This window comes from Hydrogenophilus thiooxidans, assembly GCF_019049855.1.
GTDB lineage: Bacteria > Pseudomonadota > Gammaproteobacteria > Burkholderiales > Rhodocyclaceae > Hydrogenophilus > Hydrogenophilus thiooxidans.
On the sequence record NZ_JAHLSY010000010.1, the window covers coordinates 14,942 to 27,860 of the forward strand.

The window sequence follows — 12,919 nt, forward strand, 5'->3', positions numbered from 1 at the left end:
GGTCACCAAAGAAAAAAGCCCCACAGGGGGATCCGCGAAAAGGGCTATTGTACCGAAACCGCAACGGTTTAGCGTGCCACGATGCGCACGACCGGTCGAATGCGGCGCGCCGCTTGCCGCCAGACGAAGAGCATGGTACCGACGAGCAATGCAACCGCTCCCCCATCGGCGACGAAGGAAGAGAAGGGGGCAAGGAGCGCATGACCGACTGCGGCAAGCGCCACACCGATCACGAGCGGTTGCCCATAAACCCGCCACGCCGCGGCGAGCGGCGCCCCAGAAGCCGTGACGACCCAAACCGGTTGCCCGGCTTCCAATGGGGTTTCCCACTGTGCGCGGGGGAACCAAAACCGTTTCGTGCCCTGCCAATTGACGAGCGAAACCCCACCGCAACCCCCAGACTCATGACAGCGCCCACAGCCGCCACGCGGTTCGACGATCGTGATCCACGCCCCCGCCGCATCAACGGCTTCGACCACCGCCGCAACGCGATCCGATACGGTGCACGCGGCGTTAGGCGCGTGCACATTACTCATCGACATACCGCATCCCGTCCAATAAACGGTGGAGCGTCGCCGCCGGGACCTCACCGACGGCGGTCTGCAACCACCCGTTGCGGTTTCGCCGCACGATCAAGGTTGCGCCCCAACGCTGCGCAGAGCCACGTTCTGCAGACTCCGCGATCGCTGCGCCCGGACGCTCCGTTTCTGTTTCCGTGTCCCTCGCGTGCTGCGACGGCGCCTGTTCGACAAACAGGGAGACCGACGCGGCGCCGTCGCTAAGAGCCCATTGCCATACGCGGGAACCGGATGGCCCTTGCCGCCACCCTGAGGCGCGCAACGCAAACCCCGGCGGGAGATCATCGAGACGCCACGGCATCGCGTCCGGGGCGACGGTATGGAGACGGAAATCGACCCTATCGCTCTGCCCCAAACTGCTCCACGCTTGGCGCACTTCGGTGAGATCGGCTTGGGCGTGCCGTTCGAATCGAACGAACGCAAACCGTTCGAGCGGGGTCATCGAGCCATCGAATATCGTTCGTTCCAGCGTCACCCCGGTAGCGGCGTCCAGCCACCAGCGCTGCGGGTAGCGCCAGGGATCCCGCGGCTGCATGAGCCAACCGTTTGCCGGGTGGCCTTGCCAGTTTTGCTCGGGAAGCGGGGTCACTTCGTACCACTGCGCCAATTCGCGGAGCGAACGGCTCAGGGCGGGAACGCTCTGATGGCGCACGTCCCAATCGGCTTCCAACACGACCTGTTCGGCAGCGAGTTCGGTGCGGCAGCGATTGCGCCAACACAACGTAACCCGCTCGTTCGGTCCTTCGACCGTCGTCCAATAATAGGCGCCCAGCGGCGTTTGCCCCGAATCGATCCGAACGACGACGGGCGTTTCGTCACGCACCCACACCGCGACCCCGGAGAAAGTGGTCGTCGGTACGGTTTGCGCTGCTTCGTTCGCCTCGCTAGCGCCCCCCCATGACGACGAAACGAAAACGAGGAGAAGACCCGCAAGCAGCCGCTGCGTGCGCCCCATCGCCCCCTTTCCTCCCCTCATCGGGCGTTCGTCGAAACGCGCGGCGGCGTGGCAAGGGCGCGCACAGTCACGCCGCCCATCGGCTGCGCCGGGTTGTGCGCCAACATGTAAAACGGGGCTGAAGTGAATCGTACCGGTTGTACCCCCGCGTCTGCTGCCACGACGACCGAACGCACGCCCATCGGCAGCGTCGGCAAGCGCCGCTGCCCGCCCATTGCCGCAGGGGCGAAAGCCACCGACTCGGCGCGAAGCGCCATTTCCCGTTCTGCAACGCGCACGCCCGCTTCACGGGGCGACTGCAACGCCAAAACGCCCGTTACCACCACCGCAACGAGCGTGGCAGCCACCGCGCTCCAGCGCCACCACGCGTCGTTTGCTGCGGTAACGGGCGTCGTTCCGTCCCCTCCTGCAGCGTCTGCCAAGCGAGCCAGTTCCCTTTGCGGGGGTGCTTCGGAGCCGGGCTCTGCGATGCGCTGCAGCACCGCAGCGACGAAACCGTCCGACGGTGTTGCGAGCGGTTCGCCACGCAGCGCTGCACCGATCAGCGCGTAGGTTCCCCAGGTGCTTCGTGTGTTGGGGTCGCGCAGGATCGCTTCGAGATCGAGATCCGTTGCCGGTTCCGCGTACTCGTCGTCGAACCACGCGGAGAGCACTTCCTCGTTGCCATTCAACCGATCCATCTTCGCCTCGTCTGCCTTGTCGTTATCGCAATCCCCGAACTACCAGCGTCGGTCGGGTGGGGTTTCCAGAAGGGGGCGCAATCGGCGAGCAATCGCTTCCCGCGCCCGGAAAATGCGGGAGCGCACCGTTCCGATCGGACACCCCATCGCCTCCGCGATCGCTTCGTAACTCAACCCTTCGAGCTCCCGTAATTGGATTGCCGTGCGCAATTCCTCCGGGAGCTCGGCCATCGCTTCCTCCACCGTACGCGCGATCTCCTGCGAAAGCAGCAACCGCTCCGGCGTATCGTCCGTTCCCTGTCCCTCCAAAAGATCGAACGACTCTCCCTCGTCGTTGTCCTGGGTCGTGCTTGTCGTCATCACCTCTCGTTTCGCGCTCACCAGATGGTTCTTCGCGGTATTGAGCGCAATTCGGTAGAGCCAGGTATAAAACGCGCTTTCGCCGCGAAACGCGTTGATGGCGCGGTACGCTTTGATGAATGTTTCCTGCGCCAGATCTTCCACCTCTGCGGGATCATGCACCAACCGCGCGATCAAGCGTTCCACCCGGCGGCGGTATTTTTCCACCAGCAACCCAAACGCTGCCTGGTCGCCCGCCTGCACGCGCGCCACCAACGCTGCATCGGTGAGCGAACGGGGCGTTTCCTCCACGCCGCGATCCGTTTTCGAAGTGTTTGCCGCCATGCGCGCATTATACGCGGCGCACCGTGCTCTGCTACTGACCATCGATCGCGGGAAATGTTCCGGAATATGCTAGGATTGGCGCGCGCCATTCGGTAGGGGAAAGGCTGTGACCGTGCTCTGCTTCGACGTTTTGGTGATTGGCTCAGGTCTTGCCGGACAATCGGTGGCGCTTCGTCTTGCCGACCATCGCCGTGTCCTGCTCGTTGCGAAACGGTCACTCACCGACACGGCCACCCAATGGGCGCAAGGGGGGATTGCCGCAGCGCTCGATACCCCCGAAGGAATCGCGTCGCACGTTCAAGACACGTTGATCGCTGGTGCCGGGCTCTGTCACGTCGAAACGGTTCGCTTCGTCGTCGAACACGGTCACCAGGCGATCGAATGGCTGATCGCGCAAGGGGTGCCGTTTACGCGCGACGCCGACGGCAGCTACCACCTGACGCGCGAAGGGGGCCACTCTGAGCGGCGCATCTACCATTCGGCCGACGCCACCGGCGCCGCCGTCCAAGAGACCCTCACCGCGAAAGTGCGTGCCCACCCCAACATCACCATCTGGGAGAATCACCTTGCGCTCGACCTCATCACCGGCGCGCGGGTTGGAGTGCCGCAGCGGGGGTGCGTGGGAGCGTATCTCTTCGACCGCACCACCGGGCGGGTGAAAACGGTCGCAGCGTCGCACACCGTGCTCGCAACCGGTGGCGCCGGGAAGGTCTACCTCTACTCGACCAACCCCGATATCGCCACAGGCGACGGCATCGCGATGGCGTGGCGCGCAGGCTGTCGCGTCGCGAACATGGAGTTCATCCAGTTCCACCCCACCTGCCTCTTCCATCCGCATGCCAAATCCTTCCTGATCAGCGAAGCGGTGCGCGGCGAAGGGGGAATCCTCAAACTCCCAAACGGCGAGCGTTTCATGCCGCGACACGATCCGCGTGCAGAACTTGCGCCACGCGATATCGTCGCGCGGGCGATCGACTTCGAGATGAAGAAACACGGGCTCGATTGCGTCTATCTCGACATCAGCCACAAACCGGCCGAATGGATTCGCAGCCATTTCCCGACCATTACGCAGCGCTGCCTCGAGCTCGGGATCGACATCACGCGCGAGCCGATCCCCGTGGTGCCGGCAGCCCACTACACGTGTGGCGGCGTCGTGGTCGATCTCCGCGCTCGCACCGACCTTCCCAACCTCTATGCAGTAGGCGAAACCTCATGTACGGGGCTGCACGGTGCCAATCGCCTGGCGAGCAATTCGCTACTGGAGTGCGTGGTATTTGGCGAGGCGGCGGCACACGACATCCTCGCGCAGCCGGTTCATCCTGCCTGCACGCTTCCCGAATGGGATGAGAGCCAGGTTACCGACCCAGACGAAGAGGTGGTAATCTCCCATAACTGGGATGAATTGCGCCGCTTCATGTGGGACTACGTCGGGATCGTGCGCAGCGACAAACGGTTGTTGCGCGCGATGCACCGCATCCGTCTCTTGAAACGGGAAATCGACGAGTTCTACGCCCACTTTCGCGTGAACAACGATCTGATCGAGTTGCGTAACCTCGTGCTCGTTGCCGAACTGATCGTCCGTTCGGCGATGCGCCGCAAGGAGAGCCGGGGGCTCCATTTTTCGCGTGACTACCCCGAACCGTTACCCAACGCGCGCGATACGGTGCTTCGCCCACGGCGCCCCCGTTGAAAAAGCCCTTTTGATCCCGTTTTACGCGCGCGTTGCCCCGTCAAGCGAACGGGGGCGACGCGTAGCCGATCCACCCTTGCGCCCGAACCGCAAGACGCCAGTCATCGGCAGCGGAAAGCCGCCACCGTTCGGTCCAAATGGTGAAATGGGTTCCCTTGACCGTTCGGGCGGTGAGTCGCCACCACAACCCCACGCGCTGAAGCGCAACGAGCCGTCCGATGCGCTCTGCGGAGGCGGTAGCCCGGTTTGAGAAAGGCGCACCCGTAGGGTCGCGCACCGCTTGCACCCGATCCCCTTCGAGTAAATACCTTGTCGCGCGCTGCTCGCGCCAGCGCCAAGCCGTCTCGAGCGCCGATAGGGCAAGAAAGACGACTGCCAGCGCGAGCGCTTTGCCGGCAAGGAACGCAAACGCAACCGCTGCACAAAGCCCGTGTGCGCCCACAAGCAGAACAACGGTCTGAGTGGGAGGCGGCAGCAAGACCGCTTCGCATGCCGGGAACGCGCTTCCTGGCCTCTTGCTGGGTGCCGCGCCCGTTTCGGGTGCCGCGCAACGGTGCGCTGCTTCAGATCCGCTTGAAGACAAGCGTTGCGTTGGTGCCACCGAATCCGAACGAATTGGAGAGCGCCGCGCGAATCTTCGTCGCCCGCGCCGTATGCGGACAGTAATCGAGATCGCACCCCTCGCCCGGTTCGTCGAGGTTGATCGTGGGCGGTGCAACCTGATGGTGGAGCGCAAGGATCGTAAAGATCGCCTCCACGCCACCTGCGGCCCCCAACAGATGCCCCGTCATCGACTTGGTCGAACTCATGATCAGCCGTTTTGCATGGTCGCCGAACGCGCGCTTCACCGCCAACGTTTCGGCGACGTCACCGAGCGGCGTCGAGGTGCCATGGGCGTTGATGTAATCGATTTCGTCGGGGTCGAGGCGCGCATCCCGCAGCGCATTCCGCATGCAGCGCATCGCCCCATCGCCATCCTCACACGGCGCCGTCATGTGGAAAGCGTCCGCACTCATACCGTACCCGACGAGCTCCGCGTAGATTCTCGCCCCGCGGCGCTTCGCGTGCTCGTACTCTTCTAGGACGATCACGCCGGCACCTTCACCCAACACGAACCCATCGCGCGCTTTGTCCCACGGTCGGGACGCTTTTTCGGGTTCGTCGTTACGGGTCGAGAGCGCTTTTGCCGAGGCAAAGCCACCGATTGCAAGCGGCGTCACGGTCGATTCGGCACCGCCAGCGATCATCACGTCGGCATCGCCGTACTGAATGAGACGCGCCGACTCGCCGATCGAGTGGGTCGCGGTGGCACACGCGGAAACGACGGAGAGGTTGGGCCCTTTCGCCCCGAGCAGGATCGAGAGGTTGCCCGAGATCATGTTGATGATCGAACTGGGGATGAAGAAGGGCGAAATCTTCCGCGCGCCGCCGCTCAGGAAATCGTGGTGGGTCGCCTCGATCATCGGCAGACCGCCGATCCCCGAGCCAATATTGATCCCCACCCGTTCGGCGTTGGCCTCAGTAATCTCCAATCCGGCGTCGCGCACCGCCTGAATGCCAGCCGCCATGCCGTAGTGGATGAAGAGATCCATTCGGCGCGCCTCTTTCTTCGGCAGGTACGCGGTGACGTCGAAATTCTTGACTTCCCCAGCGATGCGCACCGGAAACGTGCTGGCGTCGAAACGCGTGATGGGACCAATGCCAGAGCGCCCCTCGACGATGTTTTTCCACGCCTCTTTGACACTATTGCCTACGGGAGAAACGATCCCCAGGCCGGTCACGACCACGCGCCGACGCATGCCGTACTCCTTCGGATAAAGGGAATTATTTGTTGAGGTGCGCGACGATGTAGTCGATCGCCTGTTGCACCGTGGTGATCTTTTCAGCCTCCTCGTCCGGAATTTCGCACTCGAACTCCTCCTCAAGCGCCATGACGAGCTCAACCGTATCGAGCGAATCGGCCCCCAGATCCTCGACGAAAGACGACTCGTTCTTGATGTCGGCCTCATTCACGCCGAGTTGTTCGGCCACGACCTTTTTCACACGCTGCTCGATTTGCTCGATGTTTTCCATTTCGGATGACTCCTTGAACGGGATGAAAAGCGAGGTTATTCTACCAAAGCAAAAAGCAATTCAAGCCTTTTTCACGCCATGTACATACCGCCATTGACGTGAAGTGTGGCGCCGGTGACATAGGATGCCGCCGGTGACGCCAAGAAGAGCACACACCCGGCAACTTCCGCAACCGACCCCAAGCGCCCCAACGCGATCTGGCTCGCGAGCAGCTCGCGTTGGGCTTCGGGTAACGCTTCGGTCATATTGGTTTCGATGAAACCCGGCGCAACGCAGTTCACGGTGATGTTGCGGCTACCCAATTCGCGCGCCAACGCCCGGCTCATCCCCGCAACGCCCGCTTTTGCGGCGGCGTAGTTGGCCTGCCCGGCGTTCCCCATGCTGCCGACCACAGAGGTGATATTGATGATCCGCCCGTACCGCGCTTTCATCATCCCTTTGAGCACGAGGCGCGACAGACGAAAGACCGCCGTGAGGTTGGTATCGATCACTGCCTGCCATTCGTCGTCTTTCATCCGCATCGCCAGGTTGTCTTTGGTGATGCCCGCGTTATTGACCAGAATGGTGATCGCACCGCGCGCTTTCTCGATCGCGCGAACCAAACGCTCGGCCGCAGCGCCGTCGGTGACATCGAGCACGTGCCCTTCGCCGCTCAGCCCTGCCGCAGCGAAACGGGCGCGGATCGCCTCAGCACCCGCTTCGCTCGTTGCCGTTCCGATCACATAGGCGCCTGCTGCGGCGAGCCAGTCCGCCACCGCCGCGCCGATCCCGCGCGACGCACCGGTGACAAGCGCCGTCTGCCCATCCAGCCGAAACGCGCGCGCTACCGTTTCCTGCACCGTCTGCTCCATCTCAATTCTTTCCGTCATGGCGTTCTGTCTCAAGCAGCGACTGCACGGCTTGCGCATCGCTCAACGCGACGCTTTCAAGCGACTTGACGATCCGCTTCGTGAGCCCCGCAAGCACTTTCCCAGGACCACATTCGACCACTTGCGTGACCCCCGAAGCCGCCGCGTGTTCGATCGTTTCGATCCAGCGCACGGGGGAATAGGCTTGCGCTACGAGCGCGGCACGAATCGCTTCCGGCTCTGCGTGCCTTGCCACGTCGACGTTGTGGATCACCGGGATGCGGGGCGAACGCAACGCAACTTCGGCAAGCGCAACCGCAAGCCGCTCCGCAGCGGGACGCATCAGCGCACAGTGAAAGGGGGCGCTCACCGGCAAGAGCACCGCGCGTTTGGCGCCGCGCGCTTTCGCAAGCTCCGAAGCCCGCAAGACCGCGTCCCGATGCCCCGCAACCACGATCTGGCCGGGGGCGTTGAGATTCGCGGGGGCAACGATCTCCTCTGCCGATGCGACCTGAGCACACACGTCGGAGACCGCCGCAGCATCGAGCCCCAAGATCGCTGCCATCGCTCCCACGCCCTCCGGCACGGCCTCTTGCATCGCCTCCCCTCGCAGGCGAACCAACCGGACGGCGTCAGGAAAAGCAAGCGCCTCAGCAGCCACGAGCGCACTGTACTCGCCGAGGCTGTGCCCCGCAAGGAACGCGGGATCATGGCCACCGAGCGCTTTCCATGCCCGCCAGACCGCAACGCCAGCAGTGAGCATCACCGGCTGGGTATTGCGCGTCCGCGCGAGTTCCGCCTCCGGCCCCTCATCGACCAGACGCCACAGATCGATCCCCAAGGCATCGCTCGCCTCCCGAAAGGTTTCCCGAATGGCCGGCAATCCTTCGTAGGCGCGCATCATGCCGACACTCTGTGACCCCTGACCGGGAAAGACAAACATCGTCGTCATGCGTCTCCTCGCTTTTTGGTTCAGGTCACCAACGCAGAAGCGCAGCACCCCAGGTAAAACCGCCACCGATCCCTTCGAGCAGCACCGTTTGACCGGGCAGGATCTGCCCCGCCTGCACCGCATCGCACAACGCAAGCGGTATCGACGCCGCCGAGGTATTGCCGTGCTGCTGCACGGTGGTCAGTACCCGCGAAAAAGGCACCTCAAGACGCTTCGCCGTCGCCTCCAAAATACGGATATTGGCTTGATGGGGCACCAACCAGTCGAGCCGATCGGGAGTCATCTGCGCCGCTTCGAGCACTTCCAGCGCAACGTCGGCAAGCGACTGCACGGCAAATTTGAATACCGCCTGACCCTGCATCCGGACGAACGGATCTCCCGTCACTTGGCCATGCGCAGTCTGGCCCGGAACACAGAGAAGGTGGCGGTAGCGTCCGTCGGCGTGCAATTTCGTCGCCAAAATACCGGGCGCGTCGCTCGCTTCGAGCAGCACCGCACCCGCCCCGTCGCCGAAGAGCACGCAGGTCGTGCGGTCACGCCAATCCAGAATACGGGAGAAGATTTCGGCGCCGATCACCAACGCGCGCTGCGCAGCGCCCAATCGTATAAATTGGTCGGCCAACGTCAACGCATAGACGAAACCGGTACACACCGCTTGGACGTCGAATGCCGGCGAACCGTTGGTAATCCCCAGTTTGTCCTGCACGATCGTCGCGGTGCTCGGAAAAATCATGTCGGGCGTTGAAGTCGCCAGAACGATCAGCTCCACGTCGTTCGGCTGCCAACCTGCGGTGGCAAGCGCCTGCTGCGCCGCAACAACCGCCAGATCGCTCGTCTGCTCGTCGTCGGCAGCAAAATGGCGGGTGATGATCCCGGAACGTGTGCGGATCCACTCGTCTGACGTATCGACCCCACGCGCAACGAGCTCCTCGTTGGTAACGGGAGCCCCGGGAAGGTACCCACCCACTGCGACGAGCCGAGAATAGCGGGCCATCGTCTCCCCTTTCATCCCGCAGAAGGCGTCGAGTCAGCCGTGTTTTCCGCGGCGCAAACCCCGTTGAGCGCCGCCAACTGCTCCGCGACGCGATCGACCAGGCGATGGGTGCCGGCCTCCCAAGCCCGCTCGAGCGCCCAACCGAACGCATAGGCGTCGACCCCGCCATGACTCTTCACGACGGCGCCGCGCAAGCCGACCAAGACCGCCCCGTTGTACCGCCGCGGATCGACACGATCCTTGAAGCGGCGCAACACCGGCAATGCCACCAATGCGGCCAGTTTCGTCCACCACGCTCGGGAAAACTCTTCCCGCAGGAACGTCGCCAACATCTGCGCCAGCCCCTCGGTCGTCTTCAACGCCACGTTGCCGACGAACCCGTCGCACACCACCACGTCGGCAGCGCCCGCGTAGATATCTTCCACGTTGCCGACGAAATTGAGCGGCGACGCTGCAAGGAACTCCGCGGCTTCGCGAACGACCTGGTTGCCTTTGATCGCCTCTTCGCCGATATTGAGTAGCCCTACGCGAGGCTCGGAGACCCCTTCGACCGCGCGCACCAGCGCCGCCCCCATCACGCCGAATTGCAGGAGGTGTTCTGCGGTGCAGTCGACGTTCGCGCCCAGATCGAGCACCCAAACCCGCCCCTGGCGCGCCGGCAATACCGTTGCGATCGCCGGGCGATCGATCCCCGGCAAGGTTTTGAGGACGAAACGGGCAATCGCCATCAGCGCACCGGTATTACCGGCAGAGACGGCGGCCACTGCCCGACCATCACGCACCAACTCGATTGCGCGGCGCATCGATGAATCGCGTTTGGTCCGCAGCGCCGACTGGGGCAACTCGTCCATCGCGACGACCTGAGACGCCGGCTCCAAGGTGATTCGGTCCGGGAAACGACGGGCAAGGCGCTCGACTTCGGGCGCCAACCGATCGGGCATACCCACCGCAATGACGCGCGCGGCGGTGTTTTTGATCAAAAATGTTTCGATCGCAGGGATCGTGACGGAGACTCCATGGTCTCCGCCCATACAATCGACAGCCAGCGCGTGGTTCATTCGCCAGCGGTATCGATCACTTTACGACCGCGATAAAAACCACTCGGCGTCACATGGTGACGAAGATGGACTTCACCCGTGGCGGCATCGACCGCGATCGGCGGGTTCTTCAGGCGGTCATGCGACCGATGCATGCCACGCTTCGACGGTGATTTTTTGTTCTGCTGAACAGCCATGATTTAGCGCTCCATTTGACGTAACACGGAAAAAGGGGAAAGCGGTTCGCCCACTTGCGCCGGCCCCGGCAACGCGCACGCATCATGCACCGCACCTTGAGGCCACGCCAACAACAGCTCCTCTTCCAACAGCTCGAGTAGCGTGATGGGTTCGTCCATCACGCGCGCATCCCAGTTCTCCTCCTCGAGCTCCTCTTCCGGAATCGCCTCCGCAGACCGGTACCAAACGACCAGACGTTCGATCACCACCGTCCAAGGCGCCACCGCGAGACAATGCGGGCAGACCACGGGCAGCACGCCTTCGAGGCGCAGCCGACTCGCGGCACGCCCTTCCGGCGTTCGTTCGGGCTCGACCCGCCAATCGAGCGTCGCGGCAAGGTCACCGATCTGCTCCGCTGCACGCGCAAACCGCGCTGCGGCCACTTTTCCGGACCACGGCGCGTCGCCTCGAACGAAAGCAACCGGATCGAATACCTGAGCGAGGAGATCAGGATGTTCGGACATAAAAGCGGAATGATAAAATGTTCGCCACTTTTTGTCAAAGCCTTGCGTCCCGATGAACAGACCCGATTCTGCGCTTTTGGTGCTCGCATCTACCTCCCCGTACCGTCGTGCGTTGCTGGCGCGACTCAATCTCGACTTCGTCACCGCAAATCCCGAAACCGACGAAACCCCACAGCCCAACGAATCGCCGCGCAACCTTGCCTTGCGTCTTGCCGAAGCCAAGGCGCGCGCTGCGGCCCGTCAATTCGCGCAACCCGCCCTCATCATCGGCAGCGACCAAGTGGCCGCGTTGGGCAACGAACGCTTCGGTAAACCGGGCACGCCGGATCGCGCGATCGCGCAACTCAAGCGCATGCGCGGGGAAACCGTCTGTTTTTATACGGCAGTAGCCGTTTTCGACACCGCGACACAACAGAGCCTGGTCACCGAGGTTCCCACCGCGGTGACCTTTCGCGCCGACCTCACGGATGATGCGATCGAACGGTACGTGCGCATCGAACAACCGCTCGATTGTGCGGGCGCCGCCAAAATCGAAGCGCTCGGCATCACGTTGGTCGAAAAAGTGGTCAGCGACGACCCCACTGCGCTCATCGGGCTACCGTTGATCGCCACCGTTCGCCTGCTGCGCCGTTTCGGCTGGCAAATCCCGTGACGCACCCTTCAGTACCCGCTGGGGCACCCCACCTTCGGTCGGCCGCCCCAGCCGTCTGACGCACTTTGTGAGCGCCGCAGGAAGCGGCGCATCGAGCACGAGACGCTGCCCCGATTCGGGATGGTGAAACGACAGTCGGCTGGCATGGAGAAACAAACGCGGCAGATCGAGTCGACGCGCCACCACCTTATTGAGCGAAAAATCGCCGTACTTCTCGTCCCCAACGATCGGGTGCCCGACGTGCGCCAAATGGGCGCGAATTTGATGGGTCCTTCCCGTATGGATCTGCACTTCGACCAACGAAAACCCCGGCGCAGGCTCGCCCCACGACGCAAGACGAACCACCTCCGAATCCGAAGGTTTCCCCGTCTCGGCGATGCGCACCCGTCGCTCCCCCGCCGCAGTCAAGTAGCGCTCAAGCGGCGCGCGAATGCGTAAGCGCGGTTCTGCCATCACCCCAACCGTCAGAGCGAGGTAGGTTTTCGCCACCTCGCCAGTGCGCCAAGCCGCTTGCAACTTTTTCAACGCGCGACGCGTTTTCGCGATCACGAGCAACCCGGACGTATCCCGGTCGAGCCGATGGACGAGCTCCCAGCGCTGCGCCTCTGGCCAATGGGCACGCACCCACTCGATCAAACCCCAGGAAAGCCCCGACCCGCCATGAACCGCGACCCCAGAGGGTTTGTCGACGACGAGCAGCGCCGCATCCTCATAGACCACCGAAAGCGAAGCGAGCGCCCGCGCGGGTGGCGCCACCGCAGGAGCGGGTTCGGGCAAACGCAACGGCGGCACCCGCACCGTCTGGCCTGCGTACAACCGACTGTCGGGTTGCGCACGGCGACCATCGACCCGCACTTCACCGCACCGAATGATGCGATAAATCAACGCCTTCGGCGCCCCCTTCAGATGGCGACGCAAGAAATTGTCCAACCGCTGCGGCCCCTCGGTCACCTGCAAAAAACGGACCGCAGATGTGACTGGCGCGGGTTCCCGGTCGAGATCTTGCGCTTTTCCCATAATCAGTACTATACTTTCGACTTGACCAAGACCCGATCTTACTCCTTTGGTCGAGCCG

16 protein-coding genes are annotated in these 12,919 nt (G+C 63.2%); 2 read left to right on the forward strand and 14 right to left on the reverse strand.

Annotated elements, in window-relative coordinates; all coding sequences use genetic code 11:
- Positions 1 to 68: 68 nt before the first annotated feature.
- The 4 genes from KUL93_RS06340 to rpoE are packed head-to-tail and all read right to left on the reverse strand — an operon-like array spanning position 69 to position 2,864.
- Positions 69 to 536, reverse strand: coding sequence for a SoxR reducing system RseC family protein (locus tag KUL93_RS06340; protein WP_217126233.1), 468 nt, complete (start codon positions 534 to 536; stop codon positions 69 to 71).
- Positions 529 to 1,554, reverse strand: a complete 1,026-nt coding sequence (locus tag KUL93_RS06345) for a MucB/RseB C-terminal domain-containing protein (RefSeq protein WP_217126234.1) — start codon at positions 1,552 to 1,554, stop codon at positions 529 to 531. The genes KUL93_RS06340 and KUL93_RS06345 overlap by 8 nt, the downstream gene beginning before the upstream one ends.
- Positions 1,551 to 2,213: a sigma-E factor negative regulatory protein gene (locus KUL93_RS06350; protein ID WP_217126235.1), complete on the reverse strand. Its 663-nt coding sequence runs from the start codon at positions 2,211 to 2,213 to the stop codon at positions 1,551 to 1,553. The genes KUL93_RS06345 and KUL93_RS06350 overlap by 4 nt, the downstream gene beginning before the upstream one ends.
- 39 nt (positions 2,214 to 2,252) lie before the next feature.
- Complete coding sequence (rpoE, locus tag KUL93_RS06355; protein WP_346731665.1) at positions 2,253 to 2,864, reverse strand: RNA polymerase sigma factor RpoE; 612 nt, start codon at positions 2,862 to 2,864, stop codon at positions 2,253 to 2,255.
- Positions 2,865 to 3,009: 145 nt separating this feature from the next.
- Here rpoE and nadB point away from each other — a divergent pair, with 145 nt between their 5' ends.
- Positions 3,010 to 4,587, forward strand: coding sequence for an L-aspartate oxidase (nadB, locus tag KUL93_RS06360; protein WP_346731666.1), 1,578 nt, complete (start codon positions 3,010 to 3,012; stop codon positions 4,585 to 4,587).
- A gap of 40 nt (positions 4,588 to 4,627) precedes the next feature.
- Here the strand turns inward: nadB and KUL93_RS06365 are convergent, their stop codons facing one another.
- The 9 genes from KUL93_RS06365 to KUL93_RS06405 form a co-directional block, all read right to left on the reverse strand.
- On the reverse strand, positions 4,628 to 5,188 hold the full coding sequence (locus KUL93_RS06365; protein ID WP_217126238.1) for a hypothetical protein: 561 nt from the start codon (positions 5,186 to 5,188) through the stop codon (positions 4,628 to 4,630).
- Complete coding sequence (gene fabF / locus KUL93_RS06370) at positions 5,151 to 6,386, reverse strand: beta-ketoacyl-ACP synthase II (protein ID WP_217126239.1); 1,236 nt, start codon at positions 6,384 to 6,386, stop codon at positions 5,151 to 5,153. Before fabF ends, KUL93_RS06365 begins: the two co-directional genes overlap by 38 nt.
- 25 nt (positions 6,387 to 6,411) lie before the next feature.
- On the reverse strand, positions 6,412 to 6,660 hold the full coding sequence (gene acpP / locus KUL93_RS06375; RefSeq protein ID WP_233467996.1) for an acyl carrier protein: 249 nt from the start codon (positions 6,658 to 6,660) through the stop codon (positions 6,412 to 6,414).
- A gap of 71 nt (positions 6,661 to 6,731) precedes the next feature.
- Positions 6,732 to 7,511: a 3-oxoacyl-ACP reductase FabG gene (gene fabG / locus KUL93_RS06380; RefSeq protein ID WP_217126240.1), complete on the reverse strand. Its 780-nt coding sequence runs from the start codon at positions 7,509 to 7,511 to the stop codon at positions 6,732 to 6,734.
- A 1-nt stretch (position 7,512) separates the two neighbouring features.
- Positions 7,513 to 8,460 (reverse strand): ACP S-malonyltransferase, encoded by a 948-nt coding sequence (gene fabD, locus KUL93_RS06385; RefSeq protein WP_217126241.1) that lies wholly within the window; start codon positions 8,458 to 8,460, stop codon positions 7,513 to 7,515.
- Between the two features lie 25 nt (positions 8,461 to 8,485).
- Positions 8,486 to 9,454: a beta-ketoacyl-ACP synthase III gene (locus tag KUL93_RS06390; RefSeq protein ID WP_217126242.1), complete on the reverse strand. Its 969-nt coding sequence runs from the start codon at positions 9,452 to 9,454 to the stop codon at positions 8,486 to 8,488.
- Between the two features lie 11 nt (positions 9,455 to 9,465).
- Positions 9,466 to 10,512, reverse strand: coding sequence for a phosphate acyltransferase PlsX (gene plsX / locus KUL93_RS06395; RefSeq protein WP_217126243.1), 1,047 nt, complete (start codon positions 10,510 to 10,512; stop codon positions 9,466 to 9,468).
- Entirely contained in the window at positions 10,509 to 10,688 is a 180-nt protein-coding gene (rpmF, locus tag KUL93_RS06400; protein ID WP_217126244.1) for a 50S ribosomal protein L32, read from the reverse strand. The genes plsX and rpmF overlap by 4 nt, the downstream gene beginning before the upstream one ends.
- 3 nt (positions 10,689 to 10,691) lie before the next feature.
- Positions 10,692 to 11,192, reverse strand: coding sequence for a hypothetical protein (locus KUL93_RS06405; protein WP_217126245.1), 501 nt, complete (start codon positions 11,190 to 11,192; stop codon positions 10,692 to 10,694).
- Positions 11,193 to 11,244: 52 nt separating this feature from the next.
- Between KUL93_RS06405 and KUL93_RS06410 the strand changes: the two genes are divergently transcribed.
- Positions 11,245 to 11,844: a Maf family protein gene (locus KUL93_RS06410; RefSeq protein ID WP_217126246.1), complete on the forward strand. Its 600-nt coding sequence runs from the start codon at positions 11,245 to 11,247 to the stop codon at positions 11,842 to 11,844.
- Here KUL93_RS06410 and KUL93_RS06415 read toward each other — a convergent pair.
- Positions 11,788 to 12,861: an RluA family pseudouridine synthase gene (locus tag KUL93_RS06415; RefSeq protein WP_217126247.1), complete on the reverse strand. Its 1,074-nt coding sequence runs from the start codon at positions 12,859 to 12,861 to the stop codon at positions 11,788 to 11,790. The genes KUL93_RS06410 and KUL93_RS06415 overlap by 57 nt on opposite strands.
- Positions 12,862 to 12,919: the final 58 nt, after the last annotated feature.

Excerpts from the sequence above, each read along its gene's own strand:
- KUL93_RS06340 (WP_217126233.1), bottom strand. The coding sequence starts at position 536 with ATGAGTAATGTGCACGCGCCTAACGCCGCGTGCACCGTATCGGATCGC.
- KUL93_RS06345 (WP_217126234.1), bottom strand. The coding sequence starts at position 1,554 with ATGAGGGGAGGAAAGGGGGCGATGGGGCGCACGCAGCGGCTGCTTGCG.
- KUL93_RS06350 (WP_217126235.1), bottom strand. The coding sequence starts at position 2,213 with ATGGATCGGTTGAATGGCAACGAGGAAGTGCTCTCCGCGTGGTTCGAC.
- fabF (WP_217126239.1), bottom strand. The coding sequence starts at position 6,386 with ATGCGTCGGCGCGTGGTCGTGACCGGCCTGGGGATCGTTTCTCCCGTA.
- acpP (WP_233467996.1), bottom strand. The coding sequence starts at position 6,660 with ATGGAAAACATCGAGCAAATCGAGCAGCGTGTGAAAAAGGTCGTGGCC.
- fabG (WP_217126240.1), bottom strand. The coding sequence starts at position 7,511 with ATGGAGCAGACGGTGCAGGAAACGGTAGCGCGCGCGTTTCGGCTGGAT.
- fabD (WP_217126241.1), bottom strand. The coding sequence starts at position 8,460 with ATGACGACGATGTTTGTCTTTCCCGGTCAGGGGTCACAGAGTGTCGGC.
- KUL93_RS06390 (WP_217126242.1), bottom strand. The coding sequence starts at position 9,454 with ATGGCCCGCTATTCTCGGCTCGTCGCAGTGGGTGGGTACCTTCCCGGG.
- plsX (WP_217126243.1), bottom strand. The coding sequence starts at position 10,512 with ATGAACCACGCGCTGGCTGTCGATTGTATGGGCGGAGACCATGGAGTC.
- rpmF (WP_217126244.1), bottom strand. The coding sequence starts at position 10,688 with ATGGCTGTTCAGCAGAACAAAAAATCACCGTCGAAGCGTGGCATGCAT.
- KUL93_RS06405 (WP_217126245.1), bottom strand. The coding sequence starts at position 11,192 with ATGTCCGAACATCCTGATCTCCTCGCTCAGGTATTCGATCCGGTTGCT.
- KUL93_RS06410 (WP_217126246.1), top strand. The coding sequence starts at position 11,245 with ATGAACAGACCCGATTCTGCGCTTTTGGTGCTCGCATCTACCTCCCCG.
- KUL93_RS06415 (WP_217126247.1), bottom strand. The coding sequence starts at position 12,861 with ATGGGAAAAGCGCAAGATCTCGACCGGGAACCCGCGCCAGTCACATCT.